This window comes from Micromonospora sp. NPDC048868 (genome assembly GCF_043198195.1).
GTDB lineage: Bacteria > Actinomycetota > Actinomycetes > Mycobacteriales > Micromonosporaceae > Micromonospora > Micromonospora reichwaldensis.
The window spans coordinates 207,069-226,605 of record NZ_JBICUN010000009.1; the positions used below are offsets into that span (position 1 = coordinate 207,069).

Annotated in this window: 19 protein-coding genes and 1 pseudogene; 9 read left to right on the forward strand and 11 right to left on the reverse strand. The window is 73.8% G+C overall.

Annotated elements, in window-relative coordinates; genetic code table 11:
- Window positions 1–19: 19 nt before the first annotated feature.
- Both ACGFNF_RS17110 and rfaE2 read right to left on the reverse strand, forming a co-directional pair.
- The gene (locus tag ACGFNF_RS17110; protein ID WP_393168858.1) at window positions 20–898 is read right to left on the reverse strand and encodes a glycosyltransferase family 2 protein; all 879 of its coding nucleotides are present in this window, start codon (window positions 896–898) and stop codon (window positions 20–22) included.
- The gene (rfaE2, locus tag ACGFNF_RS17115; RefSeq protein ID WP_393168860.1) at window positions 895–2,691 is read right to left on the reverse strand and encodes a D-glycero-beta-D-manno-heptose 1-phosphate adenylyltransferase; all 1,797 of its coding nucleotides are present in this window, start codon (window positions 2,689–2,691) and stop codon (window positions 895–897) included. The genes ACGFNF_RS17110 and rfaE2 overlap by 4 nt, the downstream gene beginning before the upstream one ends.
- A 116-nt stretch (window positions 2,692–2,807) precedes the next feature.
- Here rfaE2 and ACGFNF_RS17120 point away from each other — a divergent pair, with 116 nt between their 5' ends.
- Window positions 2,808–3,368 (forward strand): type 1 glutamine amidotransferase domain-containing protein, encoded by a 561-nt coding sequence (locus ACGFNF_RS17120; protein ID WP_393168863.1) that lies wholly within the window; start codon window positions 2,808–2,810, stop codon window positions 3,366–3,368.
- Window positions 3,369–3,476: 108 nt separating this feature from the next.
- Entirely contained in the window at window positions 3,477–5,144 is a 1,668-nt protein-coding gene (locus ACGFNF_RS17125) for an MDR family MFS transporter (RefSeq protein WP_393168865.1), read from the forward strand.
- 91 nt (window positions 5,145–5,235) lie between these two features.
- Here ACGFNF_RS17125 and ACGFNF_RS17130 read toward each other — a convergent pair whose 3' ends face one another.
- Entirely contained in the window at window positions 5,236–5,727 is a 492-nt protein-coding gene (locus tag ACGFNF_RS17130) for an NUDIX domain-containing protein (protein WP_357576770.1), read from the reverse strand.
- 83 nt (window positions 5,728–5,810) lie between these two features.
- Between ACGFNF_RS17130 and ACGFNF_RS17135 the strand changes: the two genes are divergently transcribed.
- Window positions 5,811–7,460: a fatty acid--CoA ligase gene (locus ACGFNF_RS17135; protein ID WP_393168867.1), complete on the forward strand. Its 1,650-nt coding sequence runs from the start codon at window positions 5,811–5,813 to the stop codon at window positions 7,458–7,460.
- Between the two features lie 201 nt (window positions 7,461–7,661).
- On the opposite strand, the gene ACGFNF_RS17140 is transcribed toward ACGFNF_RS17135, so the two are convergent.
- The 8 genes and pseudogenes from ACGFNF_RS17140 to ACGFNF_RS17175 all read right to left on the reverse strand — a co-directional run bounded on the left by ACGFNF_RS17140 (window position 7,662) and on the right by ACGFNF_RS17175 (window position 13,916).
- The gene (locus ACGFNF_RS17140) at window positions 7,662–8,678 is read right to left on the reverse strand and encodes an NADPH:quinone reductase (RefSeq protein WP_393168869.1); all 1,017 of its coding nucleotides are present in this window, start codon (window positions 8,676–8,678) and stop codon (window positions 7,662–7,664) included.
- Window positions 8,679–8,829: 151 nt separating this feature from the next.
- Window positions 8,830–9,483, reverse strand: coding sequence for an HAD family hydrolase (locus tag ACGFNF_RS17145; RefSeq protein WP_393168872.1), 654 nt, complete (start codon window positions 9,481–9,483; stop codon window positions 8,830–8,832).
- Between the two features lie 46 nt (window positions 9,484–9,529).
- Window positions 9,530–10,420: a hypothetical protein gene (locus ACGFNF_RS17150; RefSeq protein ID WP_357576774.1), complete on the reverse strand. Its 891-nt coding sequence runs from the start codon at window positions 10,418–10,420 to the stop codon at window positions 9,530–9,532.
- 172 nt (window positions 10,421–10,592) lie between these two features.
- Window positions 10,593–11,280, reverse strand: a pseudogene (locus ACGFNF_RS17155) (FKBP-type peptidyl-prolyl cis-trans isomerase).
- Window positions 11,281–11,368: 88 nt separating this feature from the next.
- On the reverse strand, window positions 11,369–12,013 hold the full coding sequence (locus ACGFNF_RS17160; RefSeq protein WP_393168875.1) for a DUF4241 domain-containing protein: 645 nt from the start codon (window positions 12,011–12,013) through the stop codon (window positions 11,369–11,371).
- Window positions 12,014–12,095: 82 nt separating this feature from the next.
- On the reverse strand, window positions 12,096–12,443 hold the full coding sequence (gene trxA, locus ACGFNF_RS17165; RefSeq protein WP_393168877.1) for a thioredoxin: 348 nt from the start codon (window positions 12,441–12,443) through the stop codon (window positions 12,096–12,098).
- On the reverse strand, window positions 12,413–12,805 hold the full coding sequence (locus tag ACGFNF_RS17170; RefSeq protein WP_357576778.1) for a MerR family transcriptional regulator: 393 nt from the start codon (window positions 12,803–12,805) through the stop codon (window positions 12,413–12,415). The genes trxA and ACGFNF_RS17170 overlap by 31 nt, the downstream gene beginning before the upstream one ends.
- 94 nt (window positions 12,806–12,899) lie before the next feature.
- A complete protein-coding gene (locus ACGFNF_RS17175; protein WP_357576779.1) occupies window positions 12,900–13,916 on the reverse strand; it encodes a Ku protein in 1,017 nt (338 codons plus the stop codon).
- 86 nt (window positions 13,917–14,002) lie between these two features.
- Here ACGFNF_RS17175 and ligD (ACGFNF_RS17180) point away from each other — a divergent pair, with 86 nt between their 5' ends.
- The 6 genes from ligD (ACGFNF_RS17180) (at window position 14,003) to ACGFNF_RS17205 (ending at window position 19,441) form a co-directional block, all read left to right on the forward strand.
- On the forward strand, window positions 14,003–14,944 hold the full coding sequence (gene ligD, locus ACGFNF_RS17180; RefSeq protein ID WP_311410693.1) for a non-homologous end-joining DNA ligase: 942 nt from the start codon (window positions 14,003–14,005) through the stop codon (window positions 14,942–14,944).
- Window positions 14,934–15,848 carry a non-homologous end-joining DNA ligase gene (gene ligD / locus ACGFNF_RS17185; protein ID WP_393168881.1) on the forward strand — a complete coding sequence of 305 codons (915 nt, stop codon included), beginning with the start codon at window positions 14,934–14,936 and terminating at the stop codon, window positions 15,846–15,848. Before ligD (ACGFNF_RS17180) ends, ligD (ACGFNF_RS17185) begins: the two co-directional genes overlap by 11 nt.
- A 51-nt stretch (window positions 15,849–15,899) precedes the next feature.
- Window positions 15,900–16,610, forward strand: a complete 711-nt coding sequence (locus tag ACGFNF_RS17190; RefSeq protein ID WP_393168882.1) for a DUF3800 domain-containing protein — start codon at window positions 15,900–15,902, stop codon at window positions 16,608–16,610.
- 259 nt (window positions 16,611–16,869) lie between these two features.
- Window positions 16,870–17,634 carry a TIGR03089 family protein gene (locus ACGFNF_RS17195; RefSeq protein WP_393168884.1) on the forward strand — a complete coding sequence of 255 codons (765 nt, stop codon included), beginning with the start codon at window positions 16,870–16,872 and terminating at the stop codon, window positions 17,632–17,634.
- Entirely contained in the window at window positions 17,635–18,231 is a 597-nt protein-coding gene (locus ACGFNF_RS17200; RefSeq protein ID WP_393168886.1) for a dihydrofolate reductase family protein, read from the forward strand. It abuts the gene before it with no gap.
- 250 nt (window positions 18,232–18,481) lie between these two features.
- Window positions 18,482–19,441: a zinc metalloprotease gene (locus ACGFNF_RS17205; protein ID WP_393168888.1), complete on the forward strand. Its 960-nt coding sequence runs from the start codon at window positions 18,482–18,484 to the stop codon at window positions 19,439–19,441.
- Window positions 19,442–19,537 lie beyond the last annotated feature (96 nt).

A 19,537-nucleotide genomic window follows, 5' to 3' on the forward strand; every position in this document is an offset into this window, starting at 1 on the left:
GGAGCCCCTGCGCCGCCGCTCAGGCCGGCTGCGCCGTCTCCTCCTCGGCGAGCACGACCTCCCACGCCTCCACCTCCCGGTCGGTGACCGTGGTGGGCGACTCCAGGTGGTACGCGCCGCTGGGCAGGACGCCGGCGCCGCCGAAGCGCGCCAGCACGGCGAGCTGGGCGGCGACGTCCTCGCCCTGGTGCTTCTCGTGCACCCGCCGCCAGAAGTCGAACCCGCCGGAGTCGACAAGCTTCGCCCGGTCGTAGAGCACGCAGCCGCCGATCCAGGACACCCTGTACGCCCGCCAGCCACCCGACGGCAGGTCGAGCTGCCGCGTGACGTGCAGCAGGTTCGCCGCCGAATGGATCGTCGCCCGCTCCCACTGCGGCGTGCCGGGGCGGATCCGTTCCGGGGCGGGCCGCCCCGTCCACTCCTCGTAGTGCCGGTGCGTCTCCGGCCGGACGTCGTCGGCGTACGACAGTCCGTGCACCGCGTTGCCGACGAAGCCGCAGCCCAGCTCCTCGATGGCGGTGACCAGCCGGCGCAGCGTGCCCGGCTCCAGCCAGACGTCGTCGTCGAGGCAGAGCACGTACCGGGCTGCGGACGCGGCCAGCAGGTACGCCCGGTGCTCGGCCAGCCCGCGTCGGGGCAGCCGGCGGGTCAGCAGCACGGGGTGCCCGCGGTGGCGCAGCGCCCGGACCATGGTGGCCGCCGCCGGGTGCCGGTACGCGGCGTCGCCGTCGGACTGGTCGCTGACCACCACGCCGAAGCCGGGCACGCCCTCCTGGGCGGCCAGCCCGGAGAGGGTGACCGCCAGTTCGGCGGGGCGGTTGCGGGTCGGGATCAGCACGTCGAGCAGCCGATCCGCGCGGAAACCGCCGGCCGTGCCGGGGTCGAGCGGGCGGTTCACGACGGCTCGGGCGTCAGGGAGGTGTCCTCCTCCTGCGGCTCCTGGCCGTGCGCCCGGATCCGGTCGATGATCGCCGAGGTGGACCGGTCGGGGACGTACCCGAGGGTGCGGACCTGCCCGCCGAGGCGGCGCACCAGCGGCGCCTCGGGCACCATCTCCGGCGGGTAGTCGCCGCCCTTGACGTACACGTCGGGGCGGACCGCCTCGATCAGCTCCGCCGGGGAGTCCTCCTCGAAGACCACCACGTGGTCGACGCAGGCCAGCGCGGAGAGCAGGGCGATGCGGTCCTCCACCGGATTCACCGGCCGGTCCGGGCCCTTCAGCCGGCGTACGCTGCCGTCGGAGTTGACCGCCACCACCAGCAGGTCGCCGAGCGCGCGGGCCTGCTCCAGGTAGCGCACGTGGCCCCGGTGCAGCACGTCGAAGCAGCCGTTGGTGAAGACGATCGCGCGGCCCGCCCGGCGGTGTTCCTCGACGATCGCGGCCAGCTCGTCGGTGCCGACCAGCGCCCGGTGGCCCGCCCCGTCGACCGGTGCGTCCAGCGCGACGAGCAGGTCCTCCCGGCGGCACACGCAGGTGCCGGTGTCCGAGACGGTGATGGTCGCCGCGAGCTGGGCCAGCTGGGCGGCGGTGGGCAGCGGCGCGTCGGCCGCCAGCGCCAGCGTCATCGCCGCCAGGTACGCGTCGCCCGCCCCGACCGCGTGGCTGGCCGGCACGGGGGTGCTGTGGCTGCGCCGGGGCTCGCCGTCCGCCCCGCCGACCACCGCGCCGTCGGTGTCCAGGGTCACCGCCACCACGTCCGCGCCGGTGTGCGCGCGCAGCTCGGCGAGGCGGGACTCGGCCAGCACGGCCCGGTCGACGCCCTCGCCGGCCGTGGCGTTGACGGTGACGCCGGTGCCGGTCACGGTGAGCCCGTTCCCGGTCATCGCCACCCGGCCCTCGCCGGCCGTCGGCTCGCCGGTCGGGTTCGTCGGGCCGGGGCGGTGGACGGCGTGGTGCGGCGCGACACCGCCGGGGGAGACGCCCACCGTGAGTTCGGAGGGGCCGTCGGCCGGGTCGCCGTCCGGGTGGTCCAGATGCAGCCCGGCACCGGGCGCCGGACGGGCGCCGGCGGCCCGGGCGAGCAGCCGGGTCGCCTCGGCGAAGCTGGGGGTCACCACCGTCGGGGCCAGGCCGCGCCAGTCCGCCAGGTCGTGGGCGTCCAGCGCGACCGTCGCGTACCGCTCCCGGTGGGTCACCAGCCAGGCGCGCACGGGCGCGGGCAGCGCGCCCAGGCCGTAGTCGCAGACCACCAGGGTGGGCGCCTCGCCACCGGCGGCGCGCAGCTCCTCGGTGGCGCAGTCCAGCGCGGTGAGCAGCCGGGCCACCCCGTCCGCGTCGAGCACGTCGTCGGGGTCGCCGGAGTCCTCCCGGAGCAGGATCTGGTTGCCCGCCAGCATCCGCCGCTTCACCGGCGTCGGGCGTGCGGGCTGGTTGACCGTACGGTCCCAGACGCCGGCCCGGTCCAGACAGTCGTGCAGTTCGTCGCCGGCGACGTCCGCGCCGACCGGCGCCACCAGCACCGCCCGTCCCCCGAGCGCGGCGACGTTGACGGCGGTGTTCGCCGCCCCGCCGGCCGCCGAGATCCGCCGGCGCAGGGTGAGGACCGGGGCCGGCGCCTCCCGGCAGAGCCGGTCGGACTCGGCGAAGCGCCACTCGTCGAGCATGGCGTCCCCGACGACCAGGACGGGACGACCCAGCCAGCCCTCCACCACGGTGGCGAGCCGGCGCTGTTCCGCTGCTCCTCCTGCCATGCCGTCCCGGGTCCCCCGGGGCATCCGGGCCAAACCTGCCGCCGCCGGGGAGGGGTTTCGGGCACCGGGCCCCGGGAAGGGACGGACGGTACCCCCGGGAGAGGAGAGAGACCGAGATGGCAGCGACGACACTTCAGGGCAAGCGGATCGCGTTCCTGGCCGCCGACGGCGTCGAGGAGGTCGAGTACGTCCAGCCCCGCGAGGCGGTGGAGCAGGCCGGCGCCACGGTGGAGCTGGTCTCGCTCAAGCCCGGCACCATCCAGTCCTTCAACCACCTGGACCAGTCGAAGACGTACGACGTGGACGTGACCGCGGCCGACGCGGACGCGTCCGGCTACGACGCGCTGGTGCTGCCCGGCGGGGTGGCGAACCCGGACTTCCTGCGGGCCGACGCGGACGCGGTGCGCTTCGTCAGGGCGTTCTTCGACGCCGGCAAGCCGGTCGGGGTGATCTGCCACGGGCCGTGGACGCTCATCGAGGCGGACGTGGTGCGGGGCCGCCGGCTCACCTCCTGGCCCAGCCTGCGCACCGACCTGGTCAACGCCGGCGCGGACTGGGTCGACGAGCAGGTCGTCACGGACGGCGGCCTGGTCAGCAGCCGCAAGCCGGACGATCTGCCGGCCTTCTGCGCCAAGATCGTCGAAGAGTTCGCCGAGGGCCCGCACTCGTCCCGCTGACCGATCGTTGGTCGTGAGGTCGGTGGCCGCAGTGCCACCGGCCCCACGATCGACGAGGTGCCCTACGCTCCGCACGCATGTTTCGGGTGAGCGGGGAAAGGAGGCGGGATGACCACGGAAGCCCCGGCGCTCGGCGGGCGACAGATCCGGCTGCTGATGTTCGGCCTGATGACCGGCATGTTGCTGGCCGCGCTCGACCAGACCATCGTCGGCACCGCGCTGCCGACCATCGTCGGCGAGTTGGGCGGGATCAACCACTACTCGTGGGTGGTGACCGCGTACCTGCTGGCCTCCACGGCCTCGACGCCGCTCTACGGCAAGATGGCCGACCTGTACGGGCGACGCCCCGTCTTCCTCTTCTCCATCGGCACGTTCCTGCTCGGCTCGCTGCTGGCCGGCCTGTCGCAGGACATGACCCAGCTCATCGTCACCCGGGGGGTCCAGGGCCTCGGCGCCGGCGGCCTGATGACGCTCGCGTTCACCATCATCTCGGACGTGGTGTCGCCCCGGGAGCGCGGCCGCTACCAGGGCCTGTTCGGGGCGGTCTTCGGCCTCTCCTCGGTCGCCGGGCCGCTGGTCGGCGGCTACTTCGCCGAGACCGACTGGCGGTGGATCTTCTACATCAACGTGCCGCTGGGGATCCTGGCGATCATCGTGTGTTCCCGGGTGCTGCGGCTGATCCCGTTCACCAGGCGCGACCACTCGATCGACTGGCTCGGCGCGGCGCTGCTGGTCGCCGGGGTGAGCTGCCTGCTGCTCGCGCTGAGCTGGGGCGGCAACGAGTACGCCTGGGGCTCCGGGGTGATCATCGGCCTCTTCGTCGCGGGCGCGGTGCTCGGCGTGCTCTTCGTGCTCCAGGAGGCCCGGGTGGCCGAGCCGATCCTGCCGCTGCGGCTGTTCCGCAGCGCCACGTTCGCGCTGGCCAACTCGGCCGGCTTCGTGCTCGGCCTGGTGATGTTCGGCTCGATCATCTTCATCCCGCTCTACCTCCAGATCGTCCGGGGCGCCTCGCCCACCCGCAGCGGCCTGCTGATGCTGCCGATGATGGCCGGCATCATCGTCACCTCGGTGCTGACCGGCCGGGCGATGAGCCGGATCGGCCGGTACAAGTGGTTCCCGGTGTCCGGCGCGGCGGTGCTGCTGGTCGGCATGCTGCTGTTCACCCGGCTGGAGGTGGACACCTCGCTCTGGGCGGCCTTCGGCTTCATGGTCGTGATCGGGGTCGGGCTGGGGCTCTGCATGCAGTCGCTGATCCTGGCCGTGCAGAACTCCGTGTCGATGCGCGACCTGGGCGCCGGCACCTCGTCGGCGACGTTCTTCCGGTCGCTGGGCGGCTCGTTCGGCGTCGCCATCCTCGGCGCGGTGCTGTCGTCGCGGCTCACCTCGGAACTCGCTGACCGGCTGCCGGGCGCGATCGCCGTACTGCCGCCGGAGCAGCAGGCCGCCGTCGCGGCGAGCGGCGGGGCGGACGTCTCGGTCAACGATCCGGCGACCATCCTGGCGCTCCCCGCCCCGGTGCGCGCGGCCGTCCAGGCCGCGTTCGTCGAGTCGCTGCACCTGGTCTTCCTGACCACCGGCCTGATCGCGATCGTGGCGGTGCTGGTCACGCTGGCGCTGCCGAACGAGAAGCTGCGCGGTGCGGGCCCGGGCGGCGCCACGGGCGGCACGGACGGCCTCGGCGGCGAGGGCCCGGCGCCCGGCGGCAAGCCGCTGGACAGGGAGTCGAAGGAGGAGGCCGCCGCCGAGATGGAGGCGAAGAGCCAGACGATGCTCTGACCGGCCCGACCCCGGCTCCGACCCCCGCCTCGGCTCCGGTCCCGACCTGGGGCCCCGGATCGGGACCGGTCGGGGGCCGGGGCGGCGCGGCCTACTTGAGGATCAGCCGGTTGGTCTGCTCGAAGACGTCCAGGTCGGCGACGGTCTCGGCGACGCTCGTGGAGAGCGGGGCCGGCAGTTGCGCCCGGTGGAAGAAGCCCGCGTCGGTCGTCTCGTCGGTGACCCGGGCCAGCTCGCCGTCCCACTCGTCGACGCGGAACGCGGTAGTGAAGATCTGGTACGTGTGGCCGTACATGTTGGTGTGGGTGCGGTCCGGGCCCGTGTAGAGGGCGAAGGCGCTGACCCGCAGCGCGCGCAGCCCGGTCTCCTCGCGTACCTCCCGGACGGCGCAGTCGGCGATGGACTCGCCCAGCTCCATCGCCCCGGCGGGCAGGGCCCACTGCCCGTTGTCGGAGCGCTGGATCAGCAGGAGGCGCCCCGCCCTGTCGCGGACCACGGCGCGGGCGCCGACGAACATCAGCGTCCGGTCACCGGCGAGCGCGCGTAGCTGTCCCACGTACGAATCGGCCCAGGAGATGCTCACCCGGACAATTTACGGTGCCGTTACGGTCTCGACCGGCATTCCAGGGTTCCCAACCTGTGACCGCCGACACTACTTTGTTACCCATGCGTAGCACGATGATGGACGCTCCCCTCCAGGTCGCCCGGATCCTCGGCCACGGCGCCACCGTGCACGGCACGGCGGAGGTCGTCACCTGGACGGGCGGCGAGCCGCGCCGGATGACGTACGCCGAGGTCGGGCGCACGGCGGCCCGGCTGGCCCACGCGCTGCGCGACGAGTGCGGTGTCACGGGCGACGAGCGGGTCGCCACCTTCATGTGGAACAACGCCGAGCACCTGGTGGCGTACTTCGCGGTGCCCAGCATGGGCGCGGTGCTGCACACCCTCAACCTCCGGCTCTTCCCCGACCAGGTCGCCTACATCGCCAACCACGCCGAGGACCGGGTGGTGCTCGTCGACTCGACGCTCATCCCGCTGCTGGCCCGGGTGATCGGCGAGATGGGCACCGTGCGGCACGTGGTGGTCGTCGGCGGCGGCGACCCGGCCCCGCTCACGGCGGCGGCCGGCGACCGGATCGCCGTGCACCACTGGGACGCGCTGCTGGCCGACCGGCCGGACGTCTTCGACTGGCCCGAGGTGGACGAGCGCGACGCCGCCGCCCTCTGCTACACCTCGGGGACCACCGGCAACCCGAAGGGCGTGACCTACTCGCACCGCTCGATCTACCTGCACTCCCTCCAGGTCTGCATGCCGGAGGGCTTCGGCCTCGGCCCGACCGACCGCGAGCTGGCCATCGTGCCGATGTTCCACGCGATGTCCTGGGGCCTGCCGTACGCGGCCTTCCTCTCGGGGGCGTCGCTGATCATGCCGGACCGGTTCCTCCAGGCCGCGCCGATCGCCGACATGATCGCCGCCGAGCGGCCCACCCTGGCCGGCGCGGTGCCGACCATCTGGACCGACCTGCTGGCCCACCTGGACGCCCACGACGTGGACAGTTCCTCGCTGCGGGAGGTGATCGTCGGCGGCTCGGCCTGCCCGCCGGCGCTGATGCACGCGTTCGCCGAGCGGCACGGCATCGACGTCATCCACGCCTGGGGGATGACGGAGATGTCCCCGCTGGGCTCGGTCTCCCGGCCGCCGGCCGGCGCGACCGGCGAGGAGGCCTGGCGCTACCGCTACACGCAGGGCCGGGTGCCGGCCGGGGTCGAGGCCCGCATCGTCGGCCCGCTGGGCGAGCCGCTGCCCGCCGACGGGGCGTCGGTCGGCGAGCTGGAGGTCCGCGGGCCGTGGGTGACCGCGCGGTACGTCGGCGACGACGTGCCCGACGAGGAGAAGTTCCGCGACGGCTGGCTGCGTACCGGCGACGTCGGCACCCTCTCGCCGGACGGGTACATCACGCTCACCGACCGGGCCAAGGACGTCATCAAGTCCGGCGGCGAGTGGATTTCCTCGGTCGAGCTGGAGAACGCCCTGATGGCCCACCCGGCGGTGCTGGAGGCCTGCGTGGTGGGGGTGCCCGACGAGCGCTGGGGTGAGCGGCCGCTCGCCACCGTCGTGCTGCGCGAGGGTGCGGCGGTGACGGTCGAGGAGCTGCGGGAGTTCCTGGCCGGGTCGGTGGCCCGCTGGCAGCTGCCGGAACGCTGGGCCGTCATCGACGCGGTGCCGAAGACCAGCGTCGGCAAGTTCGACAAGAAGGTCGTCCGTTCCCGGTACGCCGGGGGCGAACTGAGTGTCCGGGAGCTGACCGCCCCGTAACGTTCTCAGGCGCACCGTCGCCTGTTGGGGTAGGGAACACTCCTGAACTCCCTCCCCAGGGGCGGCCCCGGCGTTCGCACCGCGCCGGGGCCGCCCGCTCCATGCGGGGGTACCCGCACCGTCATTGTTGCGAAACTTGTTCGCCTCTGTGCCCACTACGGGGAAATCCGCCCAGCTCAGAGGGCTTTCGGCCGCCAGCCGTCACTCGTCCCCACTGGTGGTGATCAGCACCTTCCCGACCACCGAGTTCTCGACCGCCTCGTGGGCCGCGACGGCCGCCGAGAGCGGGTGGCGGTGCAGCGGCAGGCCCGCGTCCTCGCCCACCCGGATCCCGCCCTGCGCCGCCGCGGCGGCCACGTCCACCACCGCCTGGGCCTTGGCCGCCTTCGGCTCGGTGTAGACGAGGACGAACTGGAACCGCGCGTTCGGCGCCATCAACGGCCAGATGGGCAGGGTCACCTCGTCCCCGCCGTCGTCGGCGTAGACGCAGACCGCCCCGCCGCGCCGGAGCAGTTGGACGTCGGCGGCGGCGTTGCGCGCCGCGGAGACCTCGACGATCGTGTGCACCCCGTCGGGCGCGATCTTGCGGACCTCCTCGACCACGTCCTGCGTCCGGTAGTCGACCACGAAGGACGCGCCGGCCGCCGCCGCCAACTGCGCCTTCTCCGGGCTGCTGACGGTGGCGACCACGCAGGCGTCCGCCCAGCGGGCGAGCTGGATGGCCGCGTTGCCCACCACGCCCGCCCCGCCCTGCACGAGCACCGTGTGGTCGCTGAGCGCGCCCGCGTGCAGCCGGTCCGGCGTGTACTCGCCGGCCGTCAGGCAGCGGTGCGCGGTGAGGAAGGGGATGCCCAGGCTGGCCCCCAGCTCGAAGGAGGCGTCCCCGAGGGGCACCGCCTGCCGGGCCGGCACCACCGTGTATTCGGCGGCGGTGCCCCAGGGCCGCTGCCACGCGGCCTCCCACAGCCAGACCCGCTCGCCGATCAGGTCCCGGTCGACGCCCTCGCCCACCGCCTCGATCACCCCCGCGCCGTCCTGCCCCGGCGTCTGCCAGTCGCGCGGCATCGGCCCCTGCGAGCGGGCCTTCCAGTCCGTCGGGTTCACCCCGGAGAACGCCACCCGCACCAGGACCTCGCCGGGGCCGGGCTCCGGCACCGGCCGGTCGACCAGTTGCAGCACCGAGGCGTCGCCGGTGCGCTCGTACACGATCGCCTTCATCCCCGTCTCCTCACCCGGCGGCCCCGGCCGGGGCGCCGTGGCTGCCGTACCCGGCGGATCCGCGCTCATGCCCGCGTCAGGCGGGTGGGCCTGGGTTGGGCTGGCGTGCTTCGGGGGCGCCGAGTCAGGGTGTGTCGGCCTGGTGGGCTGCCTACCCGAGGCGGTCGACGGCCTGCGGCGTCAGCTCCCCGACCGTGCCCAGGAGCAGCGTCGCGAGGCGCTCGGCGTCCGGGTCCAGCGGGTACGCCCCGTGCGGCACCGCCACGACCGTCATCCGGGCGGCGGCGGCCGAGCGGACGCCGTTGGACGAGTCCTCCACGGCCACGCAGCGGGCCGGGTCGACGCCCAGCCGCTCGGCGACCGCCAGGTAGACGTCGGGCGCCGGCTTGCCCCGCTCGGTCTCCTCCGTCGACAGCGTGGCGCCGAACGCCCCGGTCAGGTCCGTCGCGGCCAGCGCCGCCGCGATCAGCCGGGTCGGCGACGAGCTGGCCAGCCCCAGCGGCCACCGTTCGGCCAGCCGGCGCACGACCTGGTCGGCCCCGTCGATCAGCGGTACGCGCTCCGCGTACCGCCGGGTCATCTCCTCGATCACCTCGGCGGCGACCTGCTCGGGGCTGCGGTCGACGCCCAGCTCACCGCTCAGGTAGCGGGCCCACTCGCCGGTGCTCATGCCCATCAGCCGGCGCTGCGTGTCGGGCTGCCAGGTGCCGCCGTGCGCCGCGACGTACGCCCGCCGGACCTCCTCCCACACCGGCTCGGAGTCCACGATCACGCCGTCCAGGTCGAAGACCACCGCATCCGCCACGAACCCATCCTGCCCCATCGGTGGCGTCCGGGCCGGTGGGCGGGGGTCAGCTCCGCAGCGCGGGCAGGCCGATCGGGTTGCCCTCCGGGATGACGGTGTGGGCGGCGCGGGCGATCGGTTCGAGCAGCTCCCGCAGCCGCTCGGTGCGCTCCGGGCCCAGCGTCCGCCACGGACGGGCGGCGGCGGCGTCGGTGGCGTCCTCGATCGCCTGGAACCGGGCGAGACCCTGCTCGGTCGGCTTCCCGTCCGGGGTGAGCCAGCCTCGCTCGGCCAGCCGGGCGCGGGCGGCGGCCCACTGCTCCTCCGACCAGCCGCGCCCGAGCAGGTTCAGCGGCGAGATGTCGACCGCGACCCGCCACGCCAGCGTCTCCACCGGGTCGAGGTCGGCCGCGACCAGCGCGGCGATGTGCCCGTCGCCGCGCTGCTCGCGCAGGGTGGTGGCGGCCTGCCAGAGCCGGGCCAGCGGGTACTCGCCGCGCGGCAGGGCGGCGTTGGCGGCGCCCAGCACCCGGCCGGCGGGCTCCGCCTCGGCGGCGGCGGCCTCCAGCAACTCGGCCGCCTCGACGAGGTGCGACTCCGGCAGCTCGTAGGTCAGCTCGGCCAGCGCCTGCACCGCGCCCGTGAGCCGCGCCCGCAGCGCCTCCTCCGGGGTGGCCAGCCGCCAGACGGCCGGCAGCGCCCGCGCCACCGTGTGCGGGGCGAAGTTGAAGAACGCCGCCGTCACCGGGGCGGGCTCGGCGGCCCCCAGCGGCGCGGCCCGGCCGGCGAAGTAGCCGCGCCAGAAGCCCCGCAGCCCGACCGCCTCGAAGGCGGCCCGGGCGCGGGGGTGGAAGTAGGTGATCGCGTGGACCGGCTCGTAGTGGGTCCACAACACCCGGGCGGTCCGCCCCGCGTCGTCCAGCGCCGTCACGTGCACCTCCGCGTCCGGTCCGGTCATCACCCCGGACGGCCGGACCGCCCGGGGTGACGCTGAACCTACTGCCGGTGGCGGAGGGGCCGGAAGCCCCCTGTGGGGTACTGCATCAACGACGGGCGACATCCCGGGCGAACCGGGCCGCTATCGCGGGGCAACGGCCCGGTCACGGAACTCGACCGGGCCGGTTCGCGGGTCACTGCGCCGCGAGCACGTCCACGACGAAGCGCAGCGGGCCGGCGGGACGGCCGCCGGGCGGGTTCGTGCCGTACGCCAGCTCGGCCGGAAGGTCGAGCTGCACGCGGCTGCCGACGGTCACCCCGACGAGGCCCTGGTCCCAGCCCGGGATGACCTGGCCGACGCCGATGGCGAAGGTCGCCGGCTGCCCGGCGTTCCACGACGAGTCGAACTCCTTGCCGTCCTTGTAGAAGACGCCGACGTAGTTCGTGGTGATCGTCTGACCCTTCTTCACCGCCGGGCCGGTGCCCTTGACCAGCGGGGTCACGACGAGCTTCTTCAGCTCGCCCTCGCCGGCCGTGACCTTCGGCTTGGTGCCCAGGGCCGGGTCGGCCCCCTCCGGGAGCTGCGAGGCGGGGGGCGTGTCGGCGGCGGGGGCGCTGGCGGACGGGCCGGCCGAGGGGGCGCTGGCCGTCTGGTCCTTGTCGCCGTCGCTGTTGCGCCCGATCGTCACGAAGACGGTGATCAGCACCGCGACGACGGCGACCCCGGCGAGCCCGCCGGCCCAGGCCTGCCGGCGGCGCTTCGCCTCGGCCGCCTTCTGGGCGGCCAACTGGGCGGCCAGCCGCCGCTCCGACTTCTGGGACCGGTTCTGCGTACGCTCGCTCACGGCGTCGACTCCCTGCTGCGAAGGTGGTGGCCGGCATCGGAGTGCCGGGGGGAAAGCCGACGCACACGGTACCCGCCCGGCCGCCCACCGCGCCGCCTCGACCGTGGCCGCTCCCGCCGCACGGGTCACGCCGGCCCCGGCACCACCATGAAGTCGGTCACGAACGAGGTGACCCGGCCGTCGGCGGCCCGCCCGATCCAGGTGCCGTAGCAGCCGTCGCCCCAGCCGGACCAGACCGTCACCACGTTGGCCCCGGTCGCCTCGTCGAGCACCGCGGCGACGTGCCCCGGCACCGGCCCGCCCGCGGGCTCGTCCGCGACGAAGACGTCCGTCACCGCGCCCTCGTCCCACGTTTCCAGGGCGGCCAGCGCGGTCGGGTCGGCCAGGGTGCCGATGCCGGTGTCCACCCCGTAGCCGAACCAACCGTCCGACTTGAGGGCCGCGACGTCCTGGTCGCCGACCAGCGCCATCTCCCAGCGGGCCGCCGGCTCGTCGTGGACCACCAGTTCGAGGGCGGCCACCCGCCGGTCCGCCTCGGTGTCCTCGCCCCGCACCACCGCGACCCAGGCCCGCGCCGGGTAGCGGCCGGGGGCCACCCCGACCGTGAACGGTTCGTCCTCGGGGCAGGCCACCGGGTCGCAGCCGACCACCCGCCCCGTCGGCAGCACGACGTCGCCCAGCGGGTGCACCTCCATGACGTACGTGGCGTGCTCGTCGGCGAAGCGGGCACCGGGTGTCAGCAGCCGGTCCAGGTCGGGGGTGTACGGCATGGGGTTCCTCTCGCGGCGGGGGCCGGCGGAGCCTACCCGCGGCGGTCCGCACCTGCGAGACCGCACCGCGCCGGCCGGCGGTTCAGCCCTCGAGATGCCGTGCCAACCCCTGGCGCAGGTGGTGCTTCGGGCGGGAGCCGACGATCGAGCCGACCACCTGCCCGTGGCGGAAGACCAGGAGGGTGGGCAGGGACATCACGCCGTAGGTGCGGGTGGCCGTCGGGTTGGCGTCGGTGTCGATCGTGGCCACGACCAGCCGCCCGGCGAACTCCTCGGCGAGCTCGGCGAGGCTGCGGGAGATGGCCCGGCACGGCGGGCACCAGTCCGCCCAGAAGTCCACCACCACCGGTCGGTCGGCGGCGAGCACCACGGTGGCGAAGGTGTCGTCGGTGACGGCGGTCAGCGAGCCGCCCGGCGCAGTCTCGAGCATGTTTCCTCCCGTTGGGTGATGGCGTGGGCGAGTTGGTCGCGCAACTCCTGGCGGACCGCGTGCAGCCGGTCGATGCCGGCGTCGACCTCGGCCAGCTTGCGCCGCAGCACGGCCACCGAGTCGGGGCAGACGTGACCGGAGGCGTTGCCGGCCCGCAGGCAGGCGACGAACGGGCGGATGTCGTCCAGGCCGAAGCCCACCGCCAGCAGCGCCCGGATCTCGCGTACGACGTGCAGCTCCGCCTCGTCGTAGACCCGGTATCCGTTGGCCGAGCGGGCCGCCCGGACCAGGCCGTGCGTCTCGTAGTAACGCAGGGCCCGGGTGCTCGTGCCGGCGCGCTCCGCCAGCTCACCGATCAGCATCCGACCTCCCTCGTCCGACCCGACCGACGCTAGACCTTCCCACCGGCGTCAAGGCAACCTCAGCCGCGCGGGAGGCGCGTACGACCGGGCGGGGTCAGGCCGTCTTGCGGGCTGTCTTCTTCGCGGCGGCCTTCTTGGCGGCGGGCTTCTTCTCGCCCTCGGCGGCCTTCTTCGGGGCGGCCTTCTTGGCGGCGGCCTTCTTCGGCGCGGCCTTCTTCTCGGCGGTCTTCTTGGCCGGCGCCTTCGCCGCCTTCTTCTCGGCGGCCTTCTTCTGCGCGGAGCGGGCGGCCGAGATCGGGGTCGGCTCCCCGCCGCCACCGGCCGGCGCCTCGCCCCGGGCGGACCGGGCGCGCTCGACGGACGCCTTCAGCGCCGCCATCAGGTCCACCGCCGCAGCCGGAGCCTCCTCGACCTCCTCCGGCTGGACCACCTCGCGACCCTCCACCTTGGCGTCGATGACCTCCTGCAGGGCCGCCCGGTAGTCGTCGGTGAAGGCGTCCGGCTCGAACTCGCCGGCCATCGAGTCGATCAGCGAGCTGGCCATCGCCAGCTCCGGCGGGCGAACCTTCAGGTCCTCGTCGAGGAAGCCGAAGTCGGGCTTCCGGATCTCGTCCGGCCAGAGCATCGTGTTGAGCAGCAGCACCCCCTCGCGGACCCGCAGCGTGGCGAGCTGCTCCCGCTGGCGCAGCGCCACCTTGACGATCGCCACCCGCTCCGAGTCGGCGAGCGCGTCGCGTAGCAGCACGTACGGCTTGGTGGCGGTGCCCTCCGGCTCCAGGAAGTACGCCTTGTTGTAGAGGATCGGGTCGACCTGCTCGGCCGGGACGAACTCCAGCACGTCGATCGCGCGCGAGCTGGACAGCGGCAGCTCGGCGAAGTCCTCGTCGGTGAGGATCACCATCTCGCCGCCGCCGATGTCGTAGCCCTTGGCGATGTCGTCGTAGGTGACCTCCTCGCCGCAGATCTGGCAGGTGCGCTTGTAGCGGATGCGCCCGCCGTCCTCCCGGTGCACCTGGTGGAAGCGGATGTCCTTCTCCTCGGTGGCCGAGTAGAGCTTGACCCCGATGGAGACGAGCCCGAACGAGACGGCTCCCTTCCAGATGGCCCGCATCCCCGTGCTCCTCTCGCCGGTACAGCCCAGGATCGCAAATGATCGAAGGCCACGCGAGCGCTTCGGTGCGCAAGTACAGTCGGGACGTGCCCGGCGCGCCGCTCAAGCCGATGCTCGCGATGACCGGGCAGCTCCCGGCGGGTGCCGGCTGGGCGTACGAGTTCAAGTGGGACGGCGTCCGCGCGCTCGCCGACATCTCCGGCGGCCGGCAGCACCTGTACGCCCGCAGCGGCGTGGAGATCACCGCCGCGTACCCCGAGCTGGCCACCCTGCACGAGCAGGCGGGCGACGCGCTGCTCGACGGCGAGGTGGTGCTGCTCGGCGAGACCGGTCAGCCCTCGTTCACGGCCCTGGCGGAGCGGATGCACGTGCGCGACCGGAACAAGGCCGCCCGGCTGGCGGCGGTCGCCCCGGTGACGTACATGATCTTCGACCTGCTCCGGCTCGACGGCGAGGACCTGACCGGCCGGTCGTACGCCCGCCGGCGGGAGGCCCTGGACGGCCTGGCGCTCGGCGGCGCCCGGTGGGCGGTGTCGCCGCTCTTCGGCGACGGCCCGGCCACCTACGAGGCGGCCGGCGAGCACGGCCTGGAGGGGGTGATGGCCAAGCGGGTCGACTCGGTCTACCGGCCGGGCGTGCGCTCGCCGGACTGGGTGAAGGTCAAGCTGGAGGTCACCGGCGACTTCGTGGTCGGCGGCTGGCGGCCCGGGGCGCGCCGGATCGGCGGCCTGCTGGTCGGGGTGCCGCGCCCGGACGGACGGCTCACCTACCGGGGGCGCGTCGGCGGCGGCATCGGCGCGGCCATCGAGCGGGAACTGCTCCGCGAGCTGGAGCCGCTGCGCGCCGGCGCGTCGCCGTTCGCCGGGGACGTGCCGCGCGAGGATGCCCGGGGCGCGATCTGGGTAACACCCCTGGTCGTGGTGGAGGTGAAGTACGGCCAGCGCACCCCGGACGGGCGCCTGCGGTTCCCCAGGGTGCTCCGGCTGCGGCCGGACAAACCCGCCGAGGAGGTCGACGATGCCGGCTGAGCGGTTCAAGGTGGACGTCGAGGGGCGCGCGCTGGAGCTGTCCAACCTGGACAAGGTGCTCTATCCCGAGGCCGGGTTCACCAAGGGCGAGGTGATCGACTACTACACCCGGATCGCCCCGGTGCTCCTGCCGCACCTGGCCGACCGGGCGCTCACCCGGATCCGCTTCCCCAACGGGGTCACCGGCGGCTCCTTCTTCGAGAAGAACGCCCCGGCCGCCACCCCCGGCTGGGTACGCACCGAGACGCTGCCCGCGCCCGGGTCCAGCAAGGGCCGGGACACCATCGACTACGTGGTCGCCGACGACCTGCCCACCCTGGTCTGGCTGGCCAACCTCGCCGCCCTGGAGCTGCACACGCCGCAGTGGAAGGTCGGCGAGCAGCCCGACATGATGGTCGTCGACCTCGATCCCGGGCCGCCGGCGGCGCTGCGCCAGTGCTGCCAGGTGGCGCTGCTGATGCGCGACCGGCTCGCCGACGACGGCATCGACAGCTATCCGAAGACCTCGGGGAAGAAGGGCATGCAGCTCTGCTGCCCGGTCGCCGGTACCCAGTCGGCCGATCTGGTCTCCGACTACGCCAAGCGGATCGCGCAGGAGCTGGAGCGGGCGCACCCGAAGCTGGTCGTGTCGAAGATGGCGAAGAACCTGCGGCCGGGCAAGGTCTTCATCGACTGGAGCCAGAACAACGCCGCCAAGACGACCGTGTCGCCGTACTCGCTGCGGGCGCAGTCCGTGCCGTCCGTCTCCACCCCGCTGACCTGGGACGAGGTCGAGGCGGGCGCGGCGGGGAAGCGGCCGGCGACGAAGCCGTACACGGCGGGGGAGGTGCTGAAGCGGGTGGAGAAGCAGGGCGACCTGCTGGCCCCGCTACTCGACGGCGGCCCCGAACTGCCCGCCCGTTGACTCGCCGGAGGAGTCCACGTCGGTCACCTGGCGTCGTCGTACTCTCACCGGGTGCTGCTCACGTACGTCGACGAGTCGTTCACCGACCGCCTCTACTGGATCGGGGCGCTGCTGGTGCCCGACGTGGTCGCGATGCCGTTGAGCGAGGCACTCGACCAGGTGATGGACCACGCCACCAAGACGTACGGCGTGCCGCCCGCGACCGAGTTGCACGGTTACGACATCTTCCACGCCAGGTCTGTCTGGAAGGGAGTGCCGCCCCGCGCCCGGATCGCGGTCTACCGGGCGGCGATGGAGGCGATCGGCGCCCACGACGTCACGATCATCATCCGGGGCGTGCAGCGGGCGGCACTGACCAAGCGGTACGCCGCAGACGCGCGACCGGCGCACGAGGTGGTGCTGTCGCACCTGCTGGAGAGGGTCGACGGATATGCGGCGAGCCGGGAGGAATATGCGCTGGTCATCGCCGACGAGGTGCAGGAGCAGGCGGTGCACCGGGCCGACCTGACGCGGTATCGCGTGTCCGGGACCGGCGGGTACCGGTCGAGGAAGCTCACACGGATCGTCGACACGCTGCACTTCGCCCCGTCGCACGCGAGCCGGCTCGTTCAGGCAGTCGACCTGGTGACGTTCCTGTTCCAGCGCCTCGACCGGCCCGGTGCCGACACTCGGGAAACGGCGGCAAACGAGCGCTTGTGGTCCCTGGTCGCGTCCCGTTGCTATCACAGCTGGTGCTGGGATCCGCTGGCCAAGGTCCCGTGACCCCGGACGCACGAAGGGCCCGCGTCAGCGGGCCCTAAGGCGGGTGCGGGAGCCCCGAAGGGCGTCCTGCGACCTCCAGGCTAGCAGGAGTTTGTGCGTCAGCACACGAAGAAGCCCAGGTGACATGGCGTGCGGGAGGCTGGCGCCCGCCCCGTGACAGGCCCGGCTGGCGGGGAGCGCTGCCTGGCCGGGCGCGTCGGTGCCCCGTCGGCCCGTCCCCGGTTCAGTAGGCTGACCGCAGCCTGCTGAGGAGTGCGACATGAACATGACCGATGCCCTCGTCCGGGAGCCGCTGACCGGGGGCCGGGCGGCGGAGGTCGACCGGCCGCTGCTCACCTACCTCGACGACGCCACCGGTGAGCGGGTCGACCTGACCGCGACGGAGCTGGGCGGCTGGGCGGCGCGGGCCGCCGGGCTGCTGCGCGAGGGCTGCGGGCTGGGCGTCGGCGACCGGGCGGCCGTGCTGCTTCCCGCGCACTGGCAGAGCGCCGCCGTGCTGCTGGGCGCCTGGTCGGCCGGGGTGGCGGTGTCCTTCCGGCCCCGGGCGACCGCCGGCCTGCCGCCGGTCGAGCCGGGCGCCGACGAGCCGTACGACGCCGTCTTCGTCAGCGCCGAGCGGCTCGACGACTGGCTGGAGGAGGTGCCCGAGGCGCGGCACCGCTTCGTCCTCGGCCTCGGCGTCACCCCGCGCGCCCCGGCCCCCGAGGAATACCGGGACTGGCTGGCCGAGGTGGGCCGGCACACCGACGCGCTGCCCGCGTCCGCCCCGCTGACCAGCGCCGACGCGGCCAGCCCCGACGGCACGAGCTACCGCGAGTGGGGCAGCGTCGCGCTGGCCGTCGCGGAGCGGCTCGACCTGCGGGCGGGCGACCGGCTGCTTGTCGACGTCGCCGAGCACGAACAGCCCGTGTACTGGCTGTTGGCGCCGCTGGCCGTCGGCGCGTCGGTGGTGCTCTGCGCCAACCTGGATCCGGCCCGGTCGGACGCCCGGATCGCCGCCGAGCAGATCACCCGGGTGCTGTAGATGGCCGGGGTCTACACCGAGGCGAGCATGTCGCTGGACGGCTACATCGCCGGCCCGGGCGAGAGCGGCTTCGACCAGCTCTTCCACTGGTACGGCAACGGCGATGTCGCCACCGCGACCGCCAAGCCGGAGATGACGTTCCGCACCTCGCAGGCGAGCGCCGGGCACCTGCGGCACACCCTCGACGACACCGGCGCCCTGGTCGTCGGCCGGCGGCTGTTCGACCTCGTGGACGCCTGGGACGGCCGGCACCCCATGGACAAGCCCGTCGTGGTCGTCACCCACCACGTGCCGGACGGCTGGCCCCGGCCGGGCGCGCCGTTCACCTTCGTCACCGAGGGCGTGGAGGCCGCCGTCGCGCAGGCCAGGGAACTGGCCGGCGACCGCTGGGTCGCGGTCAACGGCGGCAGCATCGCCCGCCAGTGCCTGGCGGCCGGGCTGCTCGACGAGATCCGGGTCAACCTGGTGCCGGTGCTGCTCGGCGACGGCGTGCCGTTCTTCGACCACGTCCGCGACGCCCCCGTCGAGCTGTCCGACCCGACGGTCGTCGAGGGCGACCGGGTCACCCACCTCTACTACCGGGTCCGCCGGCAGTAGCCGTCCGAAAGGACGAAACGGGCCTTGCCGGTACGCCCCGAGGAGGCGCGGCGCGGGCCGCGGAACGCCCCGCGCGCCTTCGATCAGCGCTCCCCGGCCCCCTGGCGTTACAGGGAAAACAGGCTCTTTGCGCAGGTCTGTTGCATGCGCGATCGACGTGGTCTCATACCGGGGAGACGACGTCATCGACCTGGTCATGACAACCCCGCGTCGACTTCGCACCGCCTCCATCCTCCTGAAAGGTGCACCGATGCACAGGAGACCCATCTTCCGACTCGCGGTCCTCACCGCCACCGCCGCGACGCTCCTGGCGTCCGGCGGCGCCTACGGCGCGGTGTCGGCGGCGCCCGTGCCCGTCTCCCCGGGCGCGGCCGAGTGCGAGCCGGACGCCCACGGGCACGGCGCGGCCCGGCTCGCCGAGGGCGCCACGGCCAAGGAGCCGGAGCTCTACGCCAAGAACGAGGCGAAGGCCTACGGCGTCATCAAGGACGCCCCGCGCCTGGCCAACGGCAGCGTCACCGTGCCGACGGTCTTCCACATGATTTCCGACCACCCGCTCACCGCGGCCGAGACGACCAGGTGGAACACCCTGATCGCGGCCCAGATGAAGGTGCTCAACGACTCGTTCGCGGGCCGTACCGCGCCGGACGCCTCCGACACGCCGTTCCGGTTCGACCTCGTCGACACGACGTGGACGGTGAACAGCAACTGGTACACCGTCGTGCCGGGCAAGAACGAGCGCGACATGAAGAAGGCGCTGTACACCGGCGACTCCGAGACCCTCAACGTGTACGCGGCCAACATCGGCGGCGGCCTGCTCGGCTGGGCGTACTTCCCGAAGGGCTACAACAACGGCCGCGACTACATCGACGGCGTGGTCATGCTCGACGAGTCGATGCCGGGCGGCACCGCCGGCAAGTACGCCCTCGGCGACACGCTGACGCACGAGGTCGGGCACTGGCTGATGCTGGAGCACACCTTCGCGCACGGCTGCTCCGCCTCCGGCGACTTCGTCGCGGACACCCCGCGCGAGGCGACGCCGCAGTTCAACTGCCCGATCGGCGCGGACACCTGCACCGCACCCGGGCTGGACCCGATCCACAACTTCATGGACTACACGCAGGACTCCTGCATGAACATGTTCACCCCGGGCCAGGCTGACCGGATGAGCGACGCCTGGGTCGCCTTCCGGGCCGGCGGCGCCGGCTGACGCAGTGCGCGGGTGGCGGGGGGGGGGGGGCCCGGCCCCCCCCCGCCCCCCCCGCCCCGCCCCCCCCGGCCCGCGCGCCCTTGAGTAGGAAGCGGC